General features: G+C 58.2%; 21 protein-coding genes. 9 read left to right on the top strand and 12 right to left on the bottom strand.

Annotated elements, in window-relative coordinates; genetic code table 11:
• Positions 1-4: 4 nt before the first annotated feature.
• Genes nirB through ACR0EV_RS13195 form a run of 3 tightly spaced genes read left to right on the top strand, consistent with a single transcriptional unit; the run spans position 5 to position 5,429 of the window.
• Positions 5-2,440, top strand: a complete 2,436-nt coding sequence (gene nirB / locus ACR0EV_RS13205) for a nitrite reductase large subunit NirB (protein ID WP_480800514.1) — start codon at positions 5-7, stop codon at positions 2,438-2,440.
• Complete coding sequence (gene nirD, locus ACR0EV_RS13200) at positions 2,437-2,769, top strand: nitrite reductase small subunit NirD (protein ID WP_480800513.1); 333 nt, start codon at positions 2,437-2,439, stop codon at positions 2,767-2,769. The genes nirB and nirD overlap by 4 nt, the downstream gene beginning before the upstream one ends.
• Entirely contained in the window at positions 2,769-5,429 is a 2,661-nt protein-coding gene (locus ACR0EV_RS13195) for a molybdopterin-dependent oxidoreductase (protein WP_480800512.1), read from the top strand. The genes nirD and ACR0EV_RS13195 overlap by 1 nt, the downstream gene beginning before the upstream one ends.
• A gap of 189 nt (positions 5,430-5,618) precedes the next feature.
• On the opposite strand, the gene ACR0EV_RS13190 is transcribed toward ACR0EV_RS13195, so the two are convergent.
• Entirely contained in the window at positions 5,619-6,947 is a 1,329-nt protein-coding gene (locus tag ACR0EV_RS13190; RefSeq protein ID WP_480800511.1) for a hypothetical protein, read from the bottom strand.
• 444 nt (positions 6,948-7,391) lie between these two features.
• On the opposite strand from ACR0EV_RS13190, the gene ACR0EV_RS13185 reads away from it, so the two are divergent.
• Positions 7,392-7,616, top strand: coding sequence for a hypothetical protein (locus tag ACR0EV_RS13185; protein ID WP_480800510.1), 225 nt, complete (start codon positions 7,392-7,394; stop codon positions 7,614-7,616).
• Positions 7,617-7,645: 29 nt separating this feature from the next.
• On the opposite strand, the gene ACR0EV_RS13180 is transcribed toward ACR0EV_RS13185, so the two are convergent.
• Genes ACR0EV_RS13180 through ACR0EV_RS13160 form a run of 5 tightly spaced genes read right to left on the bottom strand, consistent with a single transcriptional unit; the run spans position 7,646 to position 11,852 of the window.
• Complete coding sequence (locus ACR0EV_RS13180) at positions 7,646-8,188, bottom strand: DUF3833 family protein (protein WP_480800509.1); 543 nt, start codon at positions 8,186-8,188, stop codon at positions 7,646-7,648.
• Positions 8,185-8,802 (bottom strand): DUF3833 domain-containing protein, encoded by a 618-nt coding sequence (locus ACR0EV_RS13175; RefSeq protein WP_480800508.1) that lies wholly within the window; start codon positions 8,800-8,802, stop codon positions 8,185-8,187. The genes ACR0EV_RS13180 and ACR0EV_RS13175 overlap by 4 nt, the downstream gene beginning before the upstream one ends.
• Complete coding sequence (locus ACR0EV_RS13170; protein ID WP_480800507.1) at positions 8,799-10,022, bottom strand: MFS transporter; 1,224 nt, start codon at positions 10,020-10,022, stop codon at positions 8,799-8,801. The genes ACR0EV_RS13175 and ACR0EV_RS13170 overlap by 4 nt, the downstream gene beginning before the upstream one ends.
• On the bottom strand, positions 10,022-10,567 hold the full coding sequence (locus ACR0EV_RS13165) for a hypothetical protein (RefSeq protein ID WP_480800506.1): 546 nt from the start codon (positions 10,565-10,567) through the stop codon (positions 10,022-10,024). Before ACR0EV_RS13165 ends, ACR0EV_RS13170 begins: the two co-directional genes overlap by 1 nt.
• Positions 10,521-11,852: an NAD(P)/FAD-dependent oxidoreductase gene (locus ACR0EV_RS13160; protein WP_480800505.1), complete on the bottom strand. Its 1,332-nt coding sequence runs from the start codon at positions 11,850-11,852 to the stop codon at positions 10,521-10,523. Before ACR0EV_RS13160 ends, ACR0EV_RS13165 begins: the two co-directional genes overlap by 47 nt.
• 192 nt (positions 11,853-12,044) lie before the next feature.
• Here ACR0EV_RS13160 and ACR0EV_RS13155 point away from each other — a divergent pair, with 192 nt between their 5' ends.
• Positions 12,045-12,770: an SDR family NAD(P)-dependent oxidoreductase gene (locus tag ACR0EV_RS13155; RefSeq protein ID WP_480800504.1), complete on the top strand. Its 726-nt coding sequence runs from the start codon at positions 12,045-12,047 to the stop codon at positions 12,768-12,770.
• 3 nt (positions 12,771-12,773) lie between these two features.
• Here ACR0EV_RS13155 and ACR0EV_RS13150 read toward each other — a convergent pair whose 3' ends face one another.
• Together ACR0EV_RS13150 and ACR0EV_RS13145 are read right to left on the bottom strand one after the other, a co-directional pair.
• Positions 12,774-14,426, bottom strand: a complete 1,653-nt coding sequence (locus ACR0EV_RS13150; RefSeq protein WP_480800503.1) for a DUF6504 family protein — start codon at positions 14,424-14,426, stop codon at positions 12,774-12,776.
• Between the two features lie 61 nt (positions 14,427-14,487).
• Entirely contained in the window at positions 14,488-14,775 is a 288-nt protein-coding gene (locus ACR0EV_RS13145) for an I78 family peptidase inhibitor (protein ID WP_171670792.1), read from the bottom strand.
• A gap of 129 nt (positions 14,776-14,904) precedes the next feature.
• Between ACR0EV_RS13145 and ACR0EV_RS13140 the strand changes: the two genes are divergently transcribed.
• Positions 14,905-16,017 (top strand): S-(hydroxymethyl)glutathione dehydrogenase/class III alcohol dehydrogenase, encoded by a 1,113-nt coding sequence (locus ACR0EV_RS13140; RefSeq protein WP_480800502.1) that lies wholly within the window; start codon positions 14,905-14,907, stop codon positions 16,015-16,017.
• A 108-nt stretch (positions 16,018-16,125) separates the two neighbouring features.
• A complete protein-coding gene (locus ACR0EV_RS13135) occupies positions 16,126-16,839 on the top strand; it encodes an NYN domain-containing protein (RefSeq protein ID WP_480800708.1) in 714 nt (237 codons plus the stop codon).
• 10 nt (positions 16,840-16,849) lie between these two features.
• Here ACR0EV_RS13135 and ACR0EV_RS13130 read toward each other — a convergent pair whose 3' ends face one another.
• From ACR0EV_RS13130 to ACR0EV_RS13120, 3 genes are all read right to left on the bottom strand, one after another.
• Positions 16,850-17,788 (bottom strand): DMT family transporter, encoded by a 939-nt coding sequence (locus ACR0EV_RS13130; RefSeq protein ID WP_480800501.1) that lies wholly within the window; start codon positions 17,786-17,788, stop codon positions 16,850-16,852.
• A gap of 144 nt (positions 17,789-17,932) precedes the next feature.
• A complete protein-coding gene (locus ACR0EV_RS13125) occupies positions 17,933-18,346 on the bottom strand; it encodes a group III truncated hemoglobin (protein ID WP_171093071.1) in 414 nt (137 codons plus the stop codon).
• Between the two features lie 48 nt (positions 18,347-18,394).
• Positions 18,395-21,313, bottom strand: coding sequence for an error-prone DNA polymerase (locus tag ACR0EV_RS13120; RefSeq protein WP_480800500.1), 2,919 nt, complete (start codon positions 21,311-21,313; stop codon positions 18,395-18,397).
• A gap of 109 nt (positions 21,314-21,422) precedes the next feature.
• Here ACR0EV_RS13120 and ACR0EV_RS13115 point away from each other — a divergent pair, with 109 nt between their 5' ends.
• Positions 21,423-21,887 (top strand): DUF1203 domain-containing protein, encoded by a 465-nt coding sequence (locus ACR0EV_RS13115; RefSeq protein ID WP_480800499.1) that lies wholly within the window; start codon positions 21,423-21,425, stop codon positions 21,885-21,887.
• Here the strand turns inward: ACR0EV_RS13115 and ACR0EV_RS13110 are convergent.
• Positions 21,884-22,873 carry an ABC transporter ATP-binding protein gene (locus ACR0EV_RS13110; RefSeq protein WP_480800707.1) on the bottom strand — a complete coding sequence of 330 codons (990 nt, stop codon included), beginning with the start codon at positions 22,871-22,873 and terminating at the stop codon, positions 21,884-21,886. The genes ACR0EV_RS13115 and ACR0EV_RS13110 overlap by 4 nt on opposite strands.
• 87 nt (positions 22,874-22,960) lie before the next feature.
• On the opposite strand from ACR0EV_RS13110, the gene ACR0EV_RS13105 reads away from it, so the two are divergent.
• Positions 22,961-23,137, top strand: a complete 177-nt coding sequence (locus ACR0EV_RS13105) for a zinc-finger domain-containing protein (protein WP_170533977.1) — start codon at positions 22,961-22,963, stop codon at positions 23,135-23,137.
• The last annotated feature ends 61 nt before the right edge of the window (positions 23,138-23,198 follow it).

Below are 23,198 nucleotides of genomic sequence, written 5' to 3'. Positions count from 1 at the left end.
AAACATGAAGCAAAGACTTGTAGTCATTGGCGCAGGCATGGCCTCGGGCCGGGTGCTGGAACACCTGACCGACAACGCGCCCGATGCGTATGACATCACCCTGTTCAACGCCGAGCCACGCGGGAATTATAATCGCATCATGCTCAGCCCGGTGCTGTCGGGTGAAAAGACGTACGAAGAGATCGTCACGCATGACGACGCCTGGTACGCCGCGCGGGGCGTGACCTGCCGCTTTGGCGAAAAGGTGGAAAAGATCGACCGCGAGATGAAGGTGGTCGAGGGTGGGAGCGGTCACGTTCCCTATGACAAGCTGGTGATCGCCACCGGGTCTAACCCGTTCATGATCCCTCTGCCGGGGCATGATCTGGAGGGCGTGATTGCCTATCGCGATCTGGAAGACACTCAGCAGATGATGGGCATGGGCCCGGACAACAAGGTCGTTGTGATCGGTGGCGGTTTGCTGGGTCTTGAGGCCGCTGCGGGCATGGCCGCGCATGGCGTTGACGTCACCGTGGTGCATATCATGGGTCACCTGATGGAGCGTCAGCTGGACGAAGCCGCTGGTTACCTGCTGAAGAAGTCGCTGGAAGACAAAGGCATCAAGATTTGCCTGCAGGCGAACTCCAAGGAAATCCTTGGGCAAGATGGTAAGGTGCGCGCGCTGTTGCTGGATGACGGCACTGAATTGCCCTGTGACCTGCTGGTCATGGCTGTCGGCATCCGCCCCAATACGGCTCTGGCGCAAGAGGCTGGTCTGGCGACCGGGCGCGGTATCCATGTGGATGACCAAATGCTGACCTCAGACCCGGATGTTTACGCTGTAGGCGAGTGTGTCGAACATGACGGAGAAGTCTTTGGCCTCGTCGCCCCACTGTATGACCAAGCGAAGGTCGCAGCACAATCGTTGCTGGAAGAAGAGGCCGCTTTCGTTCAAAAGACCCTCTCGACCAAGTTGAAAGTCACCGGTTGTGACCTGTTCAGCGCGGGGGATTTCGCCGACGGACCGGGCCGAGAGGACATCGTCTTCCGAGACCCCTCGCGCGGGGTCTACAAACGCCTTGTGATCGAAGGGGATCGTCTGGTCGGCGCGGTCATGTATGGGGACACGGCTGATGGCAACTGGTTCTTCGGTCTGATCAAGGACGGCAACAGCATCGAAGACATGCGCGAGACGCTGATCTTCGGCCCGGCCTATCAGGGGGGCGACACCGCGGACCCTCTCTCAGCCGTTGCAGCATTGCCGCCTGAGGCGGAGATTTGCGGCTGCAACGGCGTATGCAAAGGTGAGATTGTTGAGGCGATCAACGCAGGGGCCAATGATCTGGGCGCCGTTCGCGCAAGCACCAAGGCCAGTGCGTCCTGCGGGACATGCACGGGGCTGGTCGAGCAGGTTCTACAATTCACTCTGGGCGACGACTTCCAGATGCCAGTCGCGCAACCGATCTGCGGTTGCACCGACCTGACGCATGAGGATGTACGCCGCCTGATCAAGGGGCAGGAACTGAAAAGTCAGGCCGCAGTCTGGCAGGAACTTGGCTGGACGACGCCCAACGGCTGCCATGTGTGCCGCCCGGCGATCAACTATTACCTGCTGGCCGATTGGCCGCTGCAATATCAGGATGACCCGCAAAGCCGTTTCGTCAACGAACGCAAACACGCCAACATCCAGAAGGATGGCACGTTCAGCGTCGTGCCACGCATGTGGGGCGGTATCACCACCCCAGAAGAACTGCGCGCTATCGCGGATGCCGCAGACAAATACGACGTGCCAACCGTCAAGGTCACCGGCGGTCAGCGCATCGATCTGTTGGGCGTTAAGGGTGAGGACTTGCCTGCAATCTGGTCTGATCTGAACAAGGCCGGTCTGGTTTCGGGTCACGCCTATTCCAAGGGTTTGCGCACGGTCAAAACCTGCGTGGGCACTGATCATTGCCGGTTTGGCACGCAGGACAGTACTGGTTTGGGCATCAAGCTGGAGAAAACTCTGTGGGGGTCGTGGACACCCCATAAGCTGAAGCTGGCCGTGTCGGGCTGCCCTCGCAATTGTGCCGAAGCGACCTGTAAAGACATTGGCGTGGTTTGCGTCGACTCCGGATACCAGATCAGCATCGGCGGTGCCGCAGGTATGGATGTCAAAGAGACCGAGTTGCTCTGTCAGGTTCCCACCGAAGACGAAGCCATCGAGGTCGTGATGGCCGTCACCCAAGCTTATCGTGAAGGCGGCAAGTATCTGGATCGCCTGTATAAATGGCTAGGTAAGGTCGGCATGGGCTGGGTTAAGGCGCAAGTCGTGGACGACCTTGAGAACCGCGCCGCTTTGGTCGCCCGGTTTGAACTGTCGCAAAGCATCTACCGCAAAGATCCATGGGCTGAACATGTACGCGACAAGGCGCAGACCTATGCCCCAATCGCAGATTTCACATTGGAGGCCGCTGAATGAGCTGGATCGACATAGGGCATATCGAAGACATCCCCCTGCGCGGCGCGCGCTTGGTGAAAACTCACATCGGTTGTATCGCGGTCTTTCGCACCGCCGAGGCCGAGGTTTTCGCCGCTACCAATTCCTGCCCCCACAAGGGCGGCCCCCTGTCCGAAGGGATAGTGCACGGGCAGTCGGTCACCTGTCCGCTGCACAATTGGGTTTTTGACCTGAACACGGGCGAGGCGCAGGGCGCGGATGACGGCCGGATCGCCACCTATCCGGTGCGCCTCGAAGGCGGTCGCATTCTGCTTGACGACAGCGCTGTCACCCGGCGGAGCGCGGCCTGATGGATGGAAGCGGTCTGCCCGAGGTGCGCTCGACCTGCGCGTATTGTGGCGTCGGCTGCGGTGTGCTTCTGCGGCCTGACGGGGTTGGAGGTCTGACTGTACGGGGCGACCCAGATCATCCGGCGAACCATGGTCGCTTGTGCTCGAAAGGGCTGGCTTTGGGCGAAACAGTGGGGCGTGAACACCGGTTGCTGGCACCTCGCACCTTTGGCCAGGACACCACATGGGGCAAAGCCTTGCAATTGGTTGCAGATCAGTTCTCTGCCGCTATCAAGACGCATGGGCCGGACAGTGTAGCGTTTTATGTTTCCGGACAGTTGCTGACTGAGGATTACTATGTCGCCAACAAACTGATGAAAGGCTTCATTGGGTCGGCGAGTATCGACACCAACTCCAGGCTTTGTATGGCTTCAACCGTGGCCGGGCACAAACGTGCCTTCGGTACCGATACTGTGCCCGGAACTTATGAGGATTTGGATCAGGCTGATCTGGTTGTCCTGGTGGGCTCGAACCTCGCTTGGTGCCACCCCGTTCTCTATCAGCGCGTCATAGCTGCACGACAGGCACGCGGCACGAAGATCGTGGTTATTGACCCACGCCGCACAGCGAGCTGCGATCAGGCGGACCTGCATCTGGCGTTGCAACCCGGCAGCGACGTGGCACTGTTCAACCGCTTGCTAAGCAGAATTCACCAAACCGGGCATGTGTCCGCCGAATTTCTGAACTGCAGCATCGGATTCTCCGAAGCTCTTGAACTGGCACAGCTTGATGATGCTGATGAAACCGGCCTGAGCGCCGATGAGGTTGAGGCATTTTGTGATCTGTGGATTGGGACTGAGCGCGTTGTTACGATCTTCAGTCAGGGTGTAAACCAATCCTCCAGCGGAACAGACAAGGTCAACGCGATACTGAACTGCCATCTGGCCACGGGGCGGATCGGGCACGCAGGGATGGGGCCGTTTTCAGTCACTGGCCAGCCAAATGCTATGGGTGGTCGAGAGGTCGGCGGTTTGGCCAATATGCTGGCTTGCCATTTGGATATCGAAAATGAAGCCCACAGAGCCGCTGTCCGGGACTTCTGGAAGGCACCCAACCTGCCAGAGAAACAGGGACTCAAGGCGGTTGACCTGTTTCGGGCCGTCGAAAGCGGCCAGATCAAAGCACTTTGGATCATCCACACGAATCCGGCCGCCACCATGCCGGATGCAGGCCGAGTGAAGGCGGCGATCGAAAACTGTCCGTTCACAGTTGTTAGCGATGTGACTGCCAAAACAGACACCGCGCGTATCGCGGACGTCTTGCTGCCAGCAGCAGGTTGGGGTGAAAAAAATGGCACTGTGACCAATTCAGACCGCACGATCAGCAGACAAAGGGCCGTTCTGTCACCTCCGGGACACGCGCGTGCGGATTGGGATATCTTGGCCGAGGTGGGTCGCCGCATGGGGTGGACCGAGGCATTCAGTTATCAGACACCTGCCCAGATTTTTCGGGAATACGCGAAGATGACTGCGCTTGCCGTATCATTTGGCAAGGACTTGGACATTACAGAATTATCAGACGTTGATGACGCAGGTTATGACGCGCTACGCCCGACCCGGTGGCCGACGATATCTGGCAAATCAGATGGCCGTTTTTTCGGCGATGGGCAGTTTTTTCATCCTGATGGTAAGGCGCATTTTGTGCCAGTTACCCATCGACCGCCACAAGCCGACACGTCCCAACAATATCCGTTTCAATTGAACACAGGGCGGAATCGGGATCAGTGGCACACTATGACCCGGTCCGGTTTGTCGCCCCGGCTGTCAGCTCATCTTTCCGAGCCATATGTAGAGGTCAACCCGAAGGATGTTGATCGGTTGGGACTTAATGCTGCGGATTTGGTCGAACTCGACAGTTCAGTTGGAAGCGGAATCTTCCGACTTCGCATTACGGAAGCTGTCGCGCCCGGCCACGTGTTCGCACCAATTCACTGGTCAGGTGAAACCGCCCCGTCAGCCTGTGTGGGTGCGCTTGTTCCAAGTGTGACGGATCCGATTTCTGGACAGCCAGAGAGTAAGTCAACAGCAGTGTCTTTGAGGCGTATGCAAGCCGCATGGTACGGTTTCGCCGTTTCAGTTAGCGCCGCATCCCCTGACGCAGAGTATTGGGCAGCCGCCAAAACAACCAGCGGCTACAGGATGGAGTTGGCAGGGAAACAGACCATAGAAGATTGGGAGAGCACTGCCCGCGACTGGTTTGGGTTGCCGGATGCAATGGTGACTTCAGTAGAGGATCCCAAACGTGGCTCTTACAGGATCGCGCTGTCAGACGGGCAGCGCATTTTGGCGGCGCTCTTCATCTCCCGCCAGCCTGTCACACTGATGCGAGACTATTTGGCAACTTTGCCCGAGGTCGCGCTCCAACAAATTCTGTCTGGCCGATCATCCGTTGCTTCTGAAGATTGCGGACCAGTCGTCTGTTCGTGTTTCGGGGTCGGGCTGAGGACCATCATCCGTGCCATTCATGACAAGCATTTGATCCATGTGGACGATATCGGACGCGCCCTTCAGGCTGGAACCAACTGCGGCTCATGCCGGTCAGAGCTGGCCGACTTGGTGACTGAGCATTCGAAGTCAGCCCGCAACAACCCGAAAAATTGCCCGCAAGAACAATTGGGTTAGGCTCGGGGATTTCGACCAAGACTGAAATCTGTTTTGGTAGGCCGTCCGTTTTGCAGGTGTTTTTTGTCGCCGCGTATGAAACTCTGCCGAGGCACTGGCCTCGGTCAATGAGTTCACATGGCCAAAGAAGGTATAGACGCAAGTATTACAGGTGTACTGGTCATCGATTCAATGACAAGCACATTGGTGCTACCACGTAATCCTTATCTCATCGCGCTGACCTTCACTTCTAACAATCATTATCGGCTGTTCCATTACGGCCCCAAAAACGTACCTGCTTTTGTGCTCAATCGGGTATCCATTGCTGGTAACTTTCACGTCGCTCTCTGTCAGGCCTTGTGGCAGGGCGAGTGCATACCAGATTGCTCCGGGGTCAGGGTCGGGGCTGGTTACATCCAACGAAATGCTTCTGTCATCTTGGCTGAACTCATACGCCCTGAGCACAGCGCCGATTCTATTGTCTGCAACGGGAAAAGGAGCTTGAAGTTCATCGCGTGAGGCTGGCAGGCGCACAATAAGGTTGCCAATTCGACCGTCCCGAATGGAAAGCGGAAGTGTGACATTCGATGTGCCACTTGCGTCATATATTCCGGCGTTTTCGAACGACAGAGAATATAGATAGTCACCTTCGGGGGCCGTGAAATCTGGGAAACGCCTTGTTTTGAATGGCGGTTCCATCACTTCTGAGTAGCCCGCACCGTTGAGTTCCATCTTGTTTGGGTAAATTGCGCCGTCGTTTATGGTCGCGATGGCCAACTGCAAACCGCCGATACCTGGCGGCAATTCTTCCCATTCAGACTCTGGCGGTTCCGAGGTCAGGATGCCTTCGCACATGTTGTAATTGGCTTTCCAGTAACCACGGGACACACATGTCGATGAACAGGTGTAACACATCGGGTCGCAATTGAGGTCTTGGAACAAGTGCGGGCAATTGTCTCCACATGTGAAGTCACGCTCGTCGTCTGGATCTGTTTCTTCGGTCGAATAGATCCCGTCCAACAGGACAAGTGACGGCTTGGATTTTTCAATGCGGGACGTAAGTTTCAAACGGTTGGGTTTTGAGGACAGTTGCTCGGTCCGGTTGGAAACCGCGACATCGACGCCTGCTTCACGAATGAAAACAACCGGATCAAAAGGCTTGGGAAGATCAGAAGGAAGGACAGAGACGATCAGATCAAGAGAGCCAGAATCAGGGATCTCGAGGACTGGGATAACGTCGCGGAACGTTATAGGTATCGTTTGATCATCGTCGGGGGGCTTTAGGTCGATGATATATGTCGCAGATATTGGCACTTCTGCGGAAATTTCTGAGACATCGACCCATTCTTGACGTGTTGTCCCGTCGGATACGATGAGGCTGCCGTTTGCGGGTTTACCTTCGTATTCGAACTTGACCGATAGTTTGCCATAACTGTCTGGTTTTTCTGCGTCGGCCAACAACGTTACGGGCAGCGCTAAAAGGGACAGCAATGGAATGGCAAGGCGTGCGTACAACGCCGCTGTGGTTTGTACTAACATTTGCTTAATCCAATACAAAAAGGGCTTTTGGAAAACTCAGGCGTCAAAATTCCACCTGACTAATTGTACACTTTTTTTGTTGATCCGTCGAGAAAGGCTACTTTAATCGCCTCAAATGGCGCAGCGGGGTAAAACTCGCGCCAGTTCACACCGGTTACCCGGCGCATTCGCTTCAGCTATGGTTCAATTGAAGTGTATGTTGTTCAGATTGAATGGGTCACAACGTAGGTTGATCTGTTTCGGCAGCCCGTCAAAGAAGCACGATAGACCTTCGCTTTCAGCAGTTTTTTCACGTCGATCAAAGGCACGCTTTAAGTGATGTCATATGTAACCCGACAACGCCTGGTTGCGGGCGCGTTTTTGCCTATGCAAAATTGCTTTTTTGCAACTAAACCGGTAGGTTTTTTGAAAAGGTGGTAAACACCGGAGGCAGTGAGAGCGCAGATGCGACATGCAAAAAAACGTGCTTCGCGGGCACAGGTACCTGCGGGATTGATGGGCAAGCGGGACGGTCTGTTTTTTCTTTGGGGGCAGATCGAGCGTGCGCGTCTTAATCTGGAAAACAACACCCCGTCCGAAGGTGGGGCCTTGGATGGATCAGGAGTGACCCGGACCGGTACAACCCAAAAATCGCTGCAATCTCCGGTGGATGAATTCATCTTTTTCTAGATCCAGACGACCAGTTTGAATTGCGTTCACTATCGCTTTTCGAAGAACAGGATCACTTCGCCCAAACGTACGCCAAAACGTGACACATATGCGCGGTTCAGCAAGCGATCATCGTCCAAAAGCCACATCCAATCGTCGAATTTGACACGCATCGTACCGTCTTTGATCGGCAGGTCGATCTTGTACTTCCAGTTGAACGTATCGCCGCGTTCAATCCCGCTGGCCGTGCCCAAAACGCCAGGGGCTGTCCCTGTCCACGTATCTTCACCGGTTTTCGTCAGCGTCCAGATGCGCTGCTCGGTGGCGCCATCGTCATAAATGAAATCTTCGACCAGTGTCAGGGTCTCACCATCCCATGTCCCTTCGATATCCACCGTAAATCTGCGAGGGATATTGCCCAGAACGTCCTGAAACTGACCGTAAGCAACCGTTTTGCCTTCGAAGAATTCTTCGAGGTTAAGTTGCCGGTCGGACAAGAAGGTCTTGGGCACCTTTGGCTTGCTGGAGCAGGCCGCCAGAAGCGCAAGGCTTGCTATGGCAAGAAAGGTGAGAAGGGAACGGAAAACACTCATTGCAGGGGTTTCCCTTCGGATGTCGCGTCATACCCGTTTGCGCCTGGCACATGCGTGGTTTTCACATTGGGAGCAGGGCGCATCGTGGCAACCAGCTCAGCGACCTTGAGGCCGAATTTGCGCATCTCGGACCGGTTCATGATCACCCCGTGTTCCGTCAGATACATCCAGTCTGTGACGTCCAAAGTATGCCCACCGGCATCTTCAGGCAGAATGATCCGATAGGTCAGCTTGACGGTCGAACCAGACATGATGCCCCGGCCTTCGCCGACAATATCATCCGCCGTCGCAGTGAACGTGTTCCCGGTGCCCAGTGTCAGATACCACTTTCGGGTCATCTGTTTGCCATTGGAATAGGTGAAGTATTCGGACAGCGTGCCCGAGTTTCCCTTCCATTCGCCGACCATGCGCGCGACGAAACTGTTCGACATCTTTCCATTGGGGCCATAGATCAGCCCTTCAGACAGGATTTCTCCGTTCAGATGCTCTTTCAGCGAAAAGGCAGGTCCCGTTCCCGCGTAGTCGGTTGGAGTTTGCGCACGAAAGCTGAGCAATCGGGCGCGAATGAAAACTGCGATCAGAAGGACCAGCAGGATGATGGCGATAGCGTTCATTTGCTTGTGACCTCGGTGGGCAGGGTCAAGACCATTCCAAACGCACCGAGCTTGAGGATGCAGGGCAGCACCGCATAAGCAAGGTTGAGTGTCTCTAGCGCGTCAGCAGAATTGGCTTGACCGGGGGTGAAGCCGCTGCGTTCCAGCAGTGGCAAGGTGAAAAAGGCAGCCAGGGCGAGGCCCAGCTTGCCTGCGAAAGACCAGATGCCAAACGCCGCAGAGGCGTTCAGCCCAGCCCGGGTCAGGACGACAGAAAACATGGCGGGCAGCACAACCATGTCCGCACCCAAGGCTGCGCCCGAGGCAAGGCAGATCACGGCGAACCCGGCCAGATTCCCGGCGCTCAGGGTGGCGGCACCGATAAACCCCGCGATCGAGAGGGGCATGGCAATCATCAGAGTCTGTTTCGGGCCAATCCGGTTGCTGAGCTTGGCCCAAAGCGGCACGCTTGCGCCCGCGCTAAGGAAGAACAGGATCAACAGCGGGCCTGCTTTGCCCGGCAGTTGCAACCGATCTTCAACAAAAAACAAAAACAGGGTCGAGGTGATTGCCACGGGCAAGCTGTTGACCAGAGCAAGCGCCAGCAGGCGAAGCCCTCCGGCCTGACCCAGCCCTGCAAAAGACAGGCCGGTGCCGGTGATCGGCGTACGCCTCCAGATCGGAATAGTCAGCAACAGAGTCAGAACAGACAGCAGCCCCAGAAATACTCCAAACGCGGGATAGCCTTGGGCTTGCGCGCCAAATGCAACCAAAAGCGCCGGGGCGCTGGCGGCGATGACCACGCCGGTCAGTTGCCCGCCTTCGCGATAGGCGGCCAAGGTCATAAGCTCTTGCGGGTCCGGACGTTTTGCCAAAGTTGCGCTGCGCCCATACAAGAGGATCGTGCCCAGGCTGTAAGCCGAGAACAGCAGGATCAGAATCGCGATCAGCGCTGCAACACTGGCACCCTGGGGCAAGCTAAAGAGCAAAGGGAACCCGACCGCCAGCCCCAACGCCGCCAGAGAAGCAAATACAAGCTGGCCCCTTGGCCACTTGTCGATTGCCCAGCCAATCAACGGGTCCTGAACCAGATCAACAAGGCGGATCACCAGAAGGACGGTTCCAATAACCCCTAGGCCAATACCCAGATTCACCGCCGCAAAGCGCGGCAGGTGGATATAAAGCGGAATGCCCGCCGCAGCGAGCATCAGCGCATACAGGCTGACCCGAGGATAAAGCATCAGCGCCCCTGAAGTTTCTGTGTAAACGAGGCGGACCGCGTGTTGTCGCCCAGAAATACAGACATGAAACTGCGTTTGATGCCCGGATAGGACATGGTGCAGGTCTTTTGCCCGTTCAGCCAGAAGCTCACCTTATCCGGCCCATCGGACACCGCGAGAAAGCTGTCCCCCTTGGTCACAGCTTTGAAGCACTGGTCCAGCTGATTGCGCACCGGGGCGGAACGTCCGATCCGGTCCATCTCGTCCAGAGTCGAGTTGACCAGCGCTTTTTTCTTGAAGTTCTTGCGGTAGGTTAGTTGCAGGCCGATATCTTCGCTCCAACTGAACGGCGCGCCGCCGGGGGTATAAAGTTTGGCGTCATAAATTGGCAAACCCAGATACCGAAAGGTTGCTGAGCCACGCAGTTGCGCGTCCTTCAACTCGTCCGTTACGGGCGATGCCAATACCCCTGACGGGGCCAGCAGCGCCGCTGCCAGTAGCGCTGCGTGCAAAATTCCCTTATTCGGCCGCCACAGGGATGGCCGGGTCGTTCCCAGAAATGCCATTGTCAGCTCCGATGGTTTGCGGGGCGCCGTTTATTCGCGCAACGACATGCATCGCGCTGGCAATCCCGTCTTCGTGAAATCCGTGCCGGTTGTAAGCACCGGCAAACCAAGTTCGGTTCTGTCCCTGCATCTCGCGGATTTGCCCTTGTGCTTTCAGGGCGGCTTTGTCGAACACCGGATGGGCAAATTCGACCTGATCATAGATTTTGTCCGCGTGAATTTCTGATGAGGCGTTCAGCGTCACGAACAGCGGATCGCTGTCCGGGATGTTCTGAAGCCGGTTCATCCAATAGGTCACGCCCACATCTCCGGCTTGCGAGCGATAAGTCCAGCTGGACCAGCACGCGCGCCGCTTGGGCATCTGACGTGGGTCACAATGCAGAATGGCCGTGTTGGGCTGATAGCGGATCGCGCCCAAAGCTGCGGCCTCGGCCGGTGTTGCGCCTTCGCCCAGAATGGCAAGGGACTGGTCCGAGTGGGTTGCAAGGATGATCTCGTCGAATTGATCCGTATGCCCCTGGCTTGTGACGCTGACGCCCATGTCGTCGCGGTAAACGTGTTGAACCGGGGCGGTCAGCCGGATGTCACAGCCACGGGCGCGCAAGGCCGCGTCGATCCGTCGGACATATTCGATGCTGCCGCCTTTGACCGTGTACCACTGATGTTGATTGGCACGTCCGCTGGCCAGCAGAGCATGGTTGCGGAAGAACTGCACCAGCGACCGGGCCGGGAACTGATCTACGAACTCAACCGGAGTAGACCAGATCGCGCCACACATCGGCATCAGATAGTTGTGCCGGAACCAGTGACCCAAACGCAGTTGATCGACCAGTTCACCAATCGTTGTGTCATCGTCCTTGGCGGCCTCGGGCGCTTCTTTGCCGAACCGCAGAATGTCCGCGATCATTTTGTAATAGGCGGGGCGCGCCAGATTGCGCTTCTGTGCGGTCAATGTGCGCAGATTGTTCAACCCGTATTCGATGCGGCCATTGTCGATGGTCGCGCCAAAGCTCATTTCGCTTTTGATGACGGGTACGTTCAGCTCATCAAAAAGCTGCGTCAGGTAAGGGTAGGTCGCGTAGTTGAAAACGATAAAGCCGGTGTCGACCGGCTGGTCGCCGTTTCTGCCAGCCATCACCGTGCGGGCATGGCCACCCAGCCTGGGTTCGGCTTCATAAACCGTCACGTCGTTGTTTTCTGAAAGGTAATACGCGGCAGAGAGACCCGAAATGCCTGCACCTACAATCGCAATTTTCTTCCGTACACCCCGGGTTTCGTCGAACATTCCAGCCTCGTTATGTGACATTTTACAATGAGATACGCAGGGTATGGCGTGCTGGATCAATCCGGATAGAAGTTTTTAACAGATGCACTATCTTGTGACTTCGGGTTACAGCGCCCGCTTCCTTACGTCACCCTATGATCCACCGCGGATGCAGGGCCGTAAAAAAGGTAAGTTCAACAAAACGGCGCGGGTATGAGCAGCTTTGACGGAAAAACCTATTGGATCATCGGCGCAAGCGAAGGCTTGGGCCGTGCCTTGGCCGAAGCGTTGAGCCGTAAGGGCGCGCATCTGATTCTGTCTGCACGCAACGTCGCCCGTCTGAATGACATCTGTTCCAAGCTTCCCAATGCACGTGCGATTCCGTGTGATGTGACCGATTTAGACTCTGTACGTAGTGCCGTGGCCGAGGCCGGTCAGATCGACGGGCTGGTTTACAATGCAGGCGCTTATGAACCGATGCGTACTGGTGATTGGGATACCGAGGCGTCGCTCAGGATCAGTGATGTGAACTATTCGGGGGCGTTGCGGGTATTAGGTGAAACGGTTCCTGGCTTTGTGCAGTCAGGTCAAGGAGAGATCACGTTGATCGGATCGCTGGCCGGGTATCACGGTTTGCCTGCTGCTATCGGTTATGGGGCCAGCAAGGCGGCGCTGATCTCGCTGGCCGAAACGATGCGGCATGATCTGGCGGGCACCGGTGTGACGGTGCGTATTGTCAATCCGGGTTTCATCAAGACCCGCCTGACCGACAAGAACAGTTTCAAAATGCCGATGCTGATGACGGCTGAGAACGCGGCAGAACGCGTAATCAAAGCGATGTCGCGCCACCGGTTCCGCACTGATTTCCCGGCACCATTCTCGTGGTTTATTCGTTTGATTGACTACCTGCCGGATCTGCTGGTTTATCGCGGAAAATAGACTCTAACAAAACTGTCCCTGACAGAACCAGCCTGCGGACATCGCGCCTCCGTGCCCGTAGAACAGCCATAGGCGTTCGCCCTGTTCCGTCACCACCACCCAGTAATCGCGCACGCCGCTGCGCCAGTTGGGGTCATCCAGCCACCATTCCGGCGCGATCCGTTCGGGGCCGGTGGCCTGCGCCAGTTGCCAGTCGCGCCCGCGCCAGCGGAAGGCGGTTGGGACATCCGGGATTTCCGGCGCCATCACCGGCTCGGGCTGCCACATCTGCAAGGGCCGGGGGCGCGGCGGTGCAGGCCAGTCACGTGCGGGTTCCGACCATGCAGCCGCCAGCGTCTGTGCTGTTTTCTCGGGGATATGAGAGGCGGAGGGATGCCGTCTTGTGATCGCCTCCAGCCCCACCCGCGCACCCAGTTTGCCGATCAGGTCATCCACGGCTGTATTACCCTCAAGCCGATTACGGGCCACGCGGCGTGCCTCGGCGTGACCGGCGATGGTGCGGGCATGGATGGGCTCGGTCTGGATCGCCTCAAGCCGTAGCATGTCGATGCCATAGCCCGCATCGATCTTGTCGATTTTCATCTCTAACAAAGGGCGAATACGATGTTTGTCATAGGTTGGACGGGCCAGCCCGATCTCGATGACCTCGGCCGCCTGATCGGCGCGATGCGCCTCCAGCCGCAGGGTGCGGACACCGCGATCTTTCTCTTCCAGCTTGGCGCAGAGCGTGGGCAGCACCCGATCGACAGCGGCCATCACATCCTCAATCAGGCCAATCGGATTGGGCAAAGTCATCCGCACCGCAAAATGATGTGGCGGACGGGCCGGAGAAACCGGCTCGGGCGCGCTACCCATGGCCTGATCCAGCCGCAATACCAACCCCCGCCCGAAGCGGCGCGCCAGCGACGCGCGCGGCTGTCCCAGCAAATCGCCGATCCGGCGCAGGCCCAGCCGGTTCAACTGCGTCACAACCGGGTCGTCCAATCGCAGCGCCGCGATGGGCAGGGGGCTGAGCGCGCCATAGGATTGCCCCGGCGCTGCAATACGCGCGCCACCACCCAAGGCCATCACCTGCGGTGCAGTCCCGCCTTTGGTCCAGTGCCGCCGCTTGCCTGCCCGGGCGCGGGTGGCGCGGGCTTCCTGGCTGATGGCGTCGCCGTTGCGGTCGGATGTGGCCTCTTGCCCTGCATAGCGCGCCAAAGCCCAGGCTGCGCCCAGCGTGTCGGCAATGCCCATTTGTACGCTGAGGCCCATATCAGCGCAGTCCGTTTCAAGCACGCTCAGCAGCGTCTCTTCCCCGCCAAACAGATGCGCACAACCCGACAGGTCAACGATCAGCCCGTCTGGAGTTTCTTCGGCCACCCAAGGGCTGAACTTGCCCGCCCAGCGGCGTAGCGCGGTTAGAAACGCGGCCTCGGCCGGGGCGTTGCGGTGTCGTGTGATCAGGCTGGCGCACATGGCATGGGCATCGCGCACGGGCTGGCCCACACGCAGGCCGGCAGCCTGTGCTTCAGTATTCAATGAAGTAATGACCTGCATGTTCGACTGCTCGGTGACCACGGCCAACGGCCCGGAATGCAGCCCCCGCGCGGCGCGGATCAGCCGTTCAGCCCCAAGACGGGGAAACCACAGTGAAAGTATTCGGCGTTTTGGCATCGGCAGACATCAAAATGTTCCCATTTTGTTCTTATCCGAGAATCAACGCCCGAGTCCACGCTTACCCGCAGGTCAGCCGCTGAATAACACCGGCCCCGTTTACAAAGACGTTCAGCCTGTCGATCCGGTAGTCCTGCGTTGCAATATCATCGGGCCCCAGCACGCGGGTGCGTTCCGGCAAATCGGCCTGAATGGTCGAAACCGGCTGGCCCACCGAGTCGGCAAATGCTTCGCCCTGACAAAAGGCCAGATCAACCGGCGCGGCCTCGGGCGCAAGGCGCGCTTCTTCGGGGGCCGGGGTCTCGGCGCAGGCGGCCAGAAGGATCAGAATCGGGATAAATCGGTGCATTGGCGTTCCTCATTCCGGCAATGTCGTTTCTGCAATATCAAACAATTAGCAAGTCTGTCATGAAAGCACAGTTGAAAACACCCTGCAATTGACGCAGGGTCGGGGCAAAGAAGACAGGGAGACAGTGATATGCGTACCCGTGCCGCCGTCGCCGTTCAGGCGGGCAAACCTTTGGAAGTGATGGATGTGAACCTCGAAGGTCCCAAAGCGGGCGAGGTTCTGGTGGAGATCAAAGCCACCGGCATCTGCCACACGGATGAATTCACCCTGTCCGGGGCAGACCCCGAAGGTCTGTTCCCCGCGATTCTGGGCCACGAAGGCGCAGGTGTTGTGGTTGAGGTCGGTCCGGGCGTGACCAGCCTGAAACCGGGTGATCACGTGATCCCGCTTTACACCCCTGAATGCCGTGAATGCGAATACTGTCTGCACCCGAAGACCAACCTGTGCCAGGCAATCCGCGAAACACAAGGCAAGGGTCTTATGCCCGACGGGACCTCGCGGTTCTCGACTTTGGATGGTGACCCGATCCTGCATTACATGGGCTGCTCGACCTTCTCGAACCACACGGTTCTGCCGGAAATCGCGCTGGCCAAGGTGCGTGAGGACGCCCCCTTCGACAAGATCTGCTATATCGGCTGCGGCGTCACCACCGGCATTGGCGCTGTGATCAACACCGCCAAGGTCGAAATCGGCAGCCGCGCCATCGTGTTCGGCCTGGGCGGCATTGGCCTGAACGTGATTCAGGGCCTGCGTCTGGCCGGGGCTGATCAGATCGTTGGTGTTGACCTGAACCCATCGAAGGTGGAAATGGCCGAGAAATTCGGCATGACCGATTTCGTGAACCCCAAAGAGGTTGAAGGCGACCTGGTTCCCTATCTGGTCAACCTGACCAAGGGCGGTGCGGATTATACCTTTGACGCAACCGGAAATGTCGGCGTGATGCGCGACGCGCTGGAATCGGCGCACAAAGGCTGGGGTGAATCGATCATCATCGGCGTGGCCCCTGCAGGTGCCGAGATCTCGACCCGCCCGTTCCAGCTTGTCACCGGCCGGTCATGGCGCGGCACAGCTTTCGGCGGCGCGCGCGGCCGGACCGATGTGCCAAAGATCGTCGACTGGTACATGGAAGGGAAGATCGAGATTGACCCGATGATCACCCACACCATGGGTCTGGACGACATTAACCACGGCTTCGACCTGATGCATAAAGGTGAGAGCATCCGGTCGGTCGTAGTGTATTGAGAAAACTGAAATAATCTCGAAGGGCGGGCTTTTGCTCGCCCTTTTTCGTTACTACATTCCGCAATACGAATTACTTTTGTTTGAGGAATTTCAGTGACAACAGCAGGCATGGATCGCTTGGCGGTCCTTATTGATGCAGAGAATGTACCGGCAAAACACGCGCCGGAGATTTTTGAAGAAATTGCCACGTTGGGCGAGGCCAGCCTAAGGCGGATCTACGGAGATTTTTCGAACGGGGCGCCGCAGGGTTGGAACTCTGGATCATTGGCAGAATACGCAATCGTTCCGCATCAGCAGTTTGCAAATACGTCCGGAAAAAACTCCAGTGACATCGCGCTGGTCATAGATGCGATGGACATCCTGCATTCCGGTCGATTTGGCGGGTTTGTACTGGTGTCGTCGGACAGCGATTTCACTCGCCTGGCCAGTCGCATCCGCGAGCAGGGGTTGAAGGTATTCGGCATTGGAGAAGAACGAAAGGCTCCCAAAGCGTTCGTGAATGCGTGCAACAGGTTTATCTACATTGAAAACATCCAAAAGCCGGAGTGCGGAGCAAACACCTCAAAAGAAAACAAGGGCGCAAAATCGAAACATGAGTTGAACCATGCCTATCAGTTGATCCGGAACGTTGTACTGAACACAAACGAAGCTGATAGCTGGGCGAGCCTTTCATTCGTGGGTAGCCAATTGGGCAAGATGTATCCGGACTTCGATTCGCGCACTTATGGCCACAAAAGATTGAGTGACCTGGTCCGCGCCATTGGCCGCTTTGAGGAAGGTAACGTCAATGGAGGTTTGAAGATCAGGTGCAAGGAGTCTTGAAGGCCGGACCCTATTCCCCCGGTCGCGAGGCACCGGTATCTGATCGCGGAGACCGCACCCGGAGAACCGGGGTGTTGGTCGAGGTCGTGTTCGTCCGACTCTCCCTCCAAACCACAAAGACACCGGATGCAATGATGATGCTGGCCCCGACCGCAACCCAGCCATCCGGGTGTTCCCCAAAGAAGACCATTCCGAAAATCGTGGCCCAGATGATCTGACTGTATTGGCTGGGCGCGACGACCCCGGCGGGTGCCGCGCGGTAGGCGAGGATGATCAGGTGCTGGGCGATAACTGAAAACACACCGACCAGCGCCATCATGGCCAGATGCAGCAGGGATGGAGGCTGATACACAGCCGGTTGCGCAAGGCTCATGACCAGAATGGCCAGCAGCATGGGATAGAGGATCAGCACGGCGGATCGTTCCTCGTTCCCGATTTTACGCACTAGAACAGACCCAAACGCGCTGCAAAAAGCGGCTGTCAGGGCGGCGAGGTGGCCGAGGGTGATGTCTGTCGCGCCCGGACGCAGAACGATCAGAACGCCGATCAGGCCAACACCGACCGCAGCCCAGCGTTGGACGCGCACAACTTCTCCCAGAATGGGGATCGACAGGACGGTCACAATCAGCGGGAAGGAAAACAGCAGCGAATAAACCTCGGCCAGTGGTAGCACCGAAAAGGCGTAAAAGGCGCAGACCATGGATGTAACCACCAGGCCCGAGCGCAACAGCACCAGCCAGGGATGATGCGGACGGAAGTTGCTGGGTGTCCGGTCGGCCAGCATGGATACGGCCATTGGCACAAAGGAAAACAGCGTGGCGAAGAAGATGATCTGCATCACCGAATAGGTCCCGCCCAGCACCTTGATCAGCGCGTCGTGGCTGGCAAAGACCGCGAATCCCGCAAACGCGAAACCAAGGCCCCTGAGGGTGGTGTTTTGAGTGCTCATCGATATGGCCTCGGGTGATGTCGGTGTGGTGGCACTGTGCCGTGGCAGCGCAAAGGGGCTGTCTTGCCCTTGAGTAACCCCATTTTTGCGGTCCGCATAGCCCCTATTTTACCGCTAACATCGCAAAGCCGCCATGCAGAGGGATCAACGCAGGATCGGCGGCGCGTCTTTGGGTTGACGGGCCGATTGCACGCCTGCCTTCATCCCCACGCCGATACGTCGGGCCAGCGCGACCCATGGGATTGCGGTGTCGTGCGGCAGCGTCTGGGTGGCTATTTCTTCGAACAGGTCCAACCAGTGGGCGAACATCTCGGGTTTTACATCAGGCCGTTCGATATGGACCCGCTGTGGATTGCCGTCATAGCTGCGTTCAAACAAGATGGCGTTGCGCCAGAACGCGGCGATCTTTTCCTCATGCGCGGGCCAGTCGGTGACATGGTTGGCAAAGACCGGACCCAGCACAGCGTCTTCACGGACGCGGGCATAGAAGGCGTGGACCTGCGCATTGATCTGATCGGGTGTCGCCGGAAAGCGCGGCGGCAGGATGGGTCTGGTCATGAGGTCACCAAATTCGACTCTGTCCCGGGGAAGTATCCCCTTCGGCCGTCATGCAACAGGCGTGGTTTTGTCGCGCGGCTCGGGCGTCAGGATATGCCGCAGCAGGGCCACCGGATGCGCCCGCAGGCTGAGGCGGGTGGCGACGTAATCTTCGACCACCTGCTCACCCAATGTCATCTGCGGCAGATAGGCTTCGGGCTCGTCCAGCGCCTCACCTTCCAGATCCTGCGAGAACAGGGGCAAGGGCTTGGCGGTTGCAATCGCCTTGGCCTGCCACAATGCCTCGCGCCGGGTCAGGTCGCAGGCGGCGAAGGCATCGGCTTCGGCCAGCCGTTCGATCACCGACGGCCCCAGCCCCGCGCGGCGCCAGACATCGTCGACCTGATGGTAGCCATTGCCGCGCGCGGCGGTCAGCCAGCTGGCGTCTTCCTCGCTGAGGCCCTTGATCTGACGGAACCCCAACCGCAGGGCCAGCCCACCATGGCCGTCGGGCTCCATCACGTTGTCCCAGAAGCTGGCATTGATGCAGACCGGGCGCACCTGCACCCCGTGTTCCCGGGCATCACGTACGATCTGGGCGGGGGCATAGAACCCCATCGGCTGTGAATTCAGCAGGGCACAGGCGAAAATGCCGGGATGGTGACATTTGATCCAGGCCGAGGCATAGACCAACAATGCAAAGCTGGCCGCGTGGCTTTCGGGAAAACCGTATGAGCCGAATCCTTCGATCTGTGAAAAGCACCGTTCGGCAAATTCGTCGTCATAGCCGTTGCGCTTCATGCCGCGCAGGAACAGGGCGCGGAATTCGCTGACATTGCCGTGTTTCTTGAAGGTTGCCAGCGACCGCCGTAGCCGGTCGGCCTGTTCCGGGGTGAACCCCGCACCCACAATGGCGATCTGCATTGCCTGTTCCTGAAACAGCGGCACGCCCAGCGTTTTACCCAGCACCTCGCCCAGTTCGTCCGAGGGGAAGCTGACCTCCTCCTCTCCGTTGCGGCGGCGGATATAGGGGTGAACCATGTCGCCCTGAATGGGGCCGGGGCGGATGATGGCAACCTCGATCACCAGGTCATAGAAATTGCGTGGCCGCATCCGGGGCAGGAAGTTCATTTGCGCCCGACTTTCTACCTGAAACACGCCGATACTGTCGGCTTTGCACAGCATGTCATAGACCACCGGATCCTCGGGTGGCAGCGTGGCCAGCGTATAGCTGGTCTGGTGGTGCTGACCGATCAGATCGAACGCCTTGCGGATGCAGGTGAGCATCCCGAGACTGAGGACATCGACCTTGAGGATGCCAAGCGAGTCGATGTCATCCTTGTCCCAGCAGATGACCGTGCGGTCCTCCATCGTGGCGTTCTCGATGGGAACAAGCTCGTCCAAACGCCCCTCGGTAATGATAAAACCGCCGACGTGCTGGGATAGATGACGGGGAAAGCCGTCGATCTCATACACCAGCATTAGAGTCTGTTTCAGACGGCGATCCTCGGGGTCGAGGCCGATCTCGCGCATCCGGTGTGCTTCAAGCCCGACGGTCGAGAAGAAACCCCAAAGCTGCGAGGACAGCGCCGAGATCGTGTCTTCGGTCAGGCCCATGGCGCGGCCGACCTCGCGAATGGCGCGCTTGCCGCGGTAATGGACAACCGTGGCGCACAGCCCCGCGCGTTCGCGACCATAGCGATCATAGATGTGCTGGATCACCTCTTCGCGGCGCTCGTGCTCAAAATCCACATCAATGTCGGGCGGTTCATCACGCGCCTCTGAGACAAAGCGTTCAAACACCATCGTACCCATCTCGGGGCTGACTTCGGTGATGCCGAGGCAGAAACAGACCACCGAATTGGCCGCCGAGCCGCGCCCCTGGCACAGGATGCCCCGAGATCGGGCAAAATGGACGATGTCGCGGACGGTCAGGAAGTAGGGCTCGTATTTCAGCTTTCCGATCAGGGCGAGTTCATGGGCCAACATCTTCTGAGCCTTTTCGGACGCGCCCGCCGGATAGCGCCACTTCAGCCCCTCATGTGCCAGTCGGTGCAGGCGTTGGGTCGGGGTTTCCTGCTCGCTGCCCTCGCTGGGATATTCATAGCGCAGCTCGTCGAGCGAGAATGTGAGTTTTTCGCTCAGCTCATGGGCGCGGGCAACAGCGCCCTCGTGACCTTTGAAGATGCGCAACATTTCGGTCTCGGAGCGCAGGCGCTGTTCGCCATTGGCCAATGCCTCGCGGCCCAGATCATCCACCTTACGGCGCAGGCGGATGGCGGTCAGAACGTCGGCCAGCTTACGACGGGCGCCGTGATGCATAATCGGTGTGGCACTGGCGAGGGTAGGGATGTCGAGTTGCTTTGATTCAGTCTCTAACAAAGCAAAATATGCAGTGTCTGCGCCATCGTATCGAGGGTGCATCAACAGGTTTATCCGACCGGCAAAGCAGCGCGCCAGCTGTTGCGCTTGTGTCCGCCACCCGTCCGCGCTGCCTTGGGATCGGTCCGCTTGTGGCCAGAGCAGCAGGTGGAGGCCGTCGGAAAACTCCAAAAGGTCGGACAGGTGCAGGATGCAGTCGCCTTTCTCGGCACGCAGGCGGCCAGTGGACAGGATGCGGCACAGGTTGCCCCAGCCCTGTCGGTTCAGCGGCAAGGCGGTGACGGTGGGTGCGTCGGTAAAGATCAGCCGCGCGGCTGGGATCAGGCGCGGCACGGCGTGAATCGGATACGAGGGCGGTTTGGGGATGTGGTCAGGGCAGGGTGGGCCGATGGAGGTGCTCTGCTCTTCCCACTCCAGCCGTTCGCGGACCTTACGAGCGATCTCGCGCGCCTGGGTGTGGGCGCGGACAATACCAGCGACCGAGTTGTCATCGGCAATCGCAATGGCGGGCAGGCCCAGGGTCACGGCACGCTCCATGTATTCCTCGGGGTGCGAGGCCCCGGTGAGGAAGGTGAAGTTCGACGTGATCGACAGCTCGGCATACATGGCGAGTCACTATTATATTCACGTTTTGTTCTTTTTCGAGTCCTTTGCGCAGGAAACGGGTCGCTTGAGATCGATCAGATAGGCAGGGTCGGCAAAAAGGAGACCCGATATGTTCCGGATAACCGCACTGCCCACACCCGAAGTCCGCGCCCTTCAAGCCGGAGCGCCGGACGCTTATGGCGCTACGCCCGAGCGCACCATTTCGACGGGTGCAGGCAACCCTTGCCGCCACTGCCTGCAGAACATTCCCGAAGGCGAAGAGATGCTGATATTGGCCCATCGCCCCTTTTTAGAGACACATCCGTATGCGGAAACCGGCCCGATCTTTCTGTGTGCCGCACCGTGCAAGCGGTATGAGGGGGACGAGATGCCCGAGATCCTGACCACCTCTCCAGACTATCTGATCAAAGGCTATGGTGCGGATGACCGGATCGTCTATGGCACCGGCGCGATCACGCCAGTGGAACAGATCGGCGCAGCAGTAAAGGACATCTTTGCCCGCGAGGATATTGCCTATGTTCACGTCCGCTCGGCCAGAAACAACTGCTATCAGGCGCGGATCGACCGCGCCTAAAGTTTGACGCGGTGCATTCCCCGGCGCGGCTGATCCTGATCGTCTACAGGTTCCTCGGTGCGCGACGATGTCAGTGCAAGGAACACATCCTCAAGATCTGCTTCCTCGGTACGCACGTCTCGAATGCGAATACCGACGGCTCGGACGGCTTCCAGCACCTGCTCGGCGCTGGTTTGATTGCCCTGATATTGCAGCACAAGACTGCCATCGTCGCGCAGCGCAGCTTCGACCCCTTCGGTTACAGGCATTTTCGCCACAGGGTTGTCCGGGACGATCACCATCGTCCGGCTGTCCATCCGGCCCAGCAGGTTGGCGGTGCTGTCCTGCGCGATCTTTTCGCCATGGTTGATGATGGCGATCTCATCACACATTTCCTGCGCTTCCTCCAGGTAATGCGTGGTCAGGATGATGGTCATGCCATGTTCATTCAGTTTGCGCACATTGGTCCAGAGCATTTGACGCAGTTCGATATCCACACCTGCCGTGGGTTCATCCAGCACCAGAATCTTCGGGTGATGCACCAGCGCCTTGGCCAGCAAAAGCCGCCGCCGCATCCCGCCCGACAGCGTGCGGGCATACGCCTCGGCCTTGTCGCTGAGGCCCACCAGCTCCAGAATCTCATCGCTGCGGCGCTGCGCCTTTGGCACGCCGTACAGACCGGCCTGAACCTCCAACGCGCCACGTGGGGAAAAGAACGGGTCCAGGTTCAGCTCTTGTGGCATCACGCCAATGGCGGCACGCGACTGGCGCGGGTTCTGATCCTGATCGAATCCCCAAATTGATACATGGCCCGCCGATTTCACAACCAGCCCGGCGAGAATGTTGATTAGGGTCGATTTCCCAGCCCCGTTTGGCCCCAACAGCCCAAACACCGACCCGCGCGGAACGGTCAGGTCTATGCCTTTCAGCGCGTGTTTCTCGGGCTGGCCCTTGCCGCCGCGATAGGTTTTGCGCAGCCCTTCGATCCTGATTGCCGCATCGCTCATGTGGCTCTTGCCCCCGGTTTGCTCATCGCTCATAAACGCACCTAGTACATGCCCGCGAGGCCGACAACCGAAGAAGGATCGCCAGCCGTGACCATCGAAGCGCCGGAAACCAAGATCGTCGAAACCACCCGTGTTGCCTGTGACGGCGGCGAAGGTGCGTTGGGGCATCCGCGCGTGTGGCTGCAAATCCCCGAAGATACCGGCTGGGTCGAGTGCCCCTATTGCGACTGCAAATATGTTCTGAAGGGCACAGAACAGGGCTGATTGCCCGCCTAACCGGGTTTCGCCCAAATCTCGCCGCGATTTTCATGGTAGTGCGTTGGTG

The organism is Ruegeria sp. CF8, from assembly GCF_056537285.1.
This window is presented reverse-complemented; position numbering and strand designations above follow the sequence as displayed.

Coding starts and splice junctions, on each gene's coding strand:
- ACR0EV_RS13155 (WP_480800504.1), top strand. CDS start 12,045: ATGAGCAGCTTTGACGGAAAAACCTATTGGATCATCGGCGCAAGCGAA.
- ACR0EV_RS13185 (WP_480800510.1), top strand. CDS start 7,392: ATGCGACATGCAAAAAAACGTGCTTCGCGGGCACAGGTACCTGCGGGA.
- ACR0EV_RS13110 (WP_480800707.1), bottom strand. CDS start 22,873: ATGAGCGATGCGGCAATCAGGATCGAAGGGCTGCGCAAAACCTATCGC.
- ACR0EV_RS13150 (WP_480800503.1), bottom strand. CDS start 14,426: ATGCCAAAACGCCGAATACTTTCACTGTGGTTTCCCCGTCTTGGGGCT.
- nirD (WP_480800513.1), top strand. CDS start 2,437: ATGAGCTGGATCGACATAGGGCATATCGAAGACATCCCCCTGCGCGGC.
- ACR0EV_RS13160 (WP_480800505.1), bottom strand. CDS start 11,852: ATGTTCGACGAAACCCGGGGTGTACGGAAGAAAATTGCGATTGTAGGT.
- ACR0EV_RS13170 (WP_480800507.1), bottom strand. CDS start 10,022: ATGCTTTATCCTCGGGTCAGCCTGTATGCGCTGATGCTCGCTGCGGCG.
- ACR0EV_RS13165 (WP_480800506.1), bottom strand. CDS start 10,567: ATGGCATTTCTGGGAACGACCCGGCCATCCCTGTGGCGGCCGAATAAG.
- ACR0EV_RS13140 (WP_480800502.1), top strand. CDS start 14,905: ATGCGTACCCGTGCCGCCGTCGCCGTTCAGGCGGGCAAACCTTTGGAA.
- ACR0EV_RS13175 (WP_480800508.1), bottom strand. CDS start 8,802: ATGAACGCTATCGCCATCATCCTGCTGGTCCTTCTGATCGCAGTTTTC.
- ACR0EV_RS13145 (WP_171670792.1), bottom strand. CDS start 14,775: ATGCACCGATTTATCCCGATTCTGATCCTTCTGGCCGCCTGCGCCGAG.
- ACR0EV_RS13125 (WP_171093071.1), bottom strand. CDS start 18,346: ATGACCAGACCCATCCTGCCGCCGCGCTTTCCGGCGACACCCGATCAG.
- ACR0EV_RS13180 (WP_480800509.1), bottom strand. CDS start 8,188: ATGAGTGTTTTCCGTTCCCTTCTCACCTTTCTTGCCATAGCAAGCCTT.
- ACR0EV_RS13195 (WP_480800512.1), top strand. CDS start 2,769: ATGGATGGAAGCGGTCTGCCCGAGGTGCGCTCGACCTGCGCGTATTGT.
- ACR0EV_RS13130 (WP_480800501.1), bottom strand. CDS start 17,788: ATGAGCACTCAAAACACCACCCTCAGGGGCCTTGGTTTCGCGTTTGCG.
- ACR0EV_RS13120 (WP_480800500.1), bottom strand. CDS start 21,313: ATGTATGCCGAGCTGTCGATCACGTCGAACTTCACCTTCCTCACCGGG.
- nirB (WP_480800514.1), top strand. CDS start 5: ATGAAGCAAAGACTTGTAGTCATTGGCGCAGGCATGGCCTCGGGCCGG.
- ACR0EV_RS13135 (WP_480800708.1), top strand. CDS start 16,126: ATGGATCGCTTGGCGGTCCTTATTGATGCAGAGAATGTACCGGCAAAA.
- ACR0EV_RS13190 (WP_480800511.1), bottom strand. CDS start 6,947: ATGTTAGTACAAACCACAGCGGCGTTGTACGCACGCCTTGCCATTCCA.
- ACR0EV_RS13115 (WP_480800499.1), top strand. CDS start 21,423: ATGTTCCGGATAACCGCACTGCCCACACCCGAAGTCCGCGCCCTTCAA.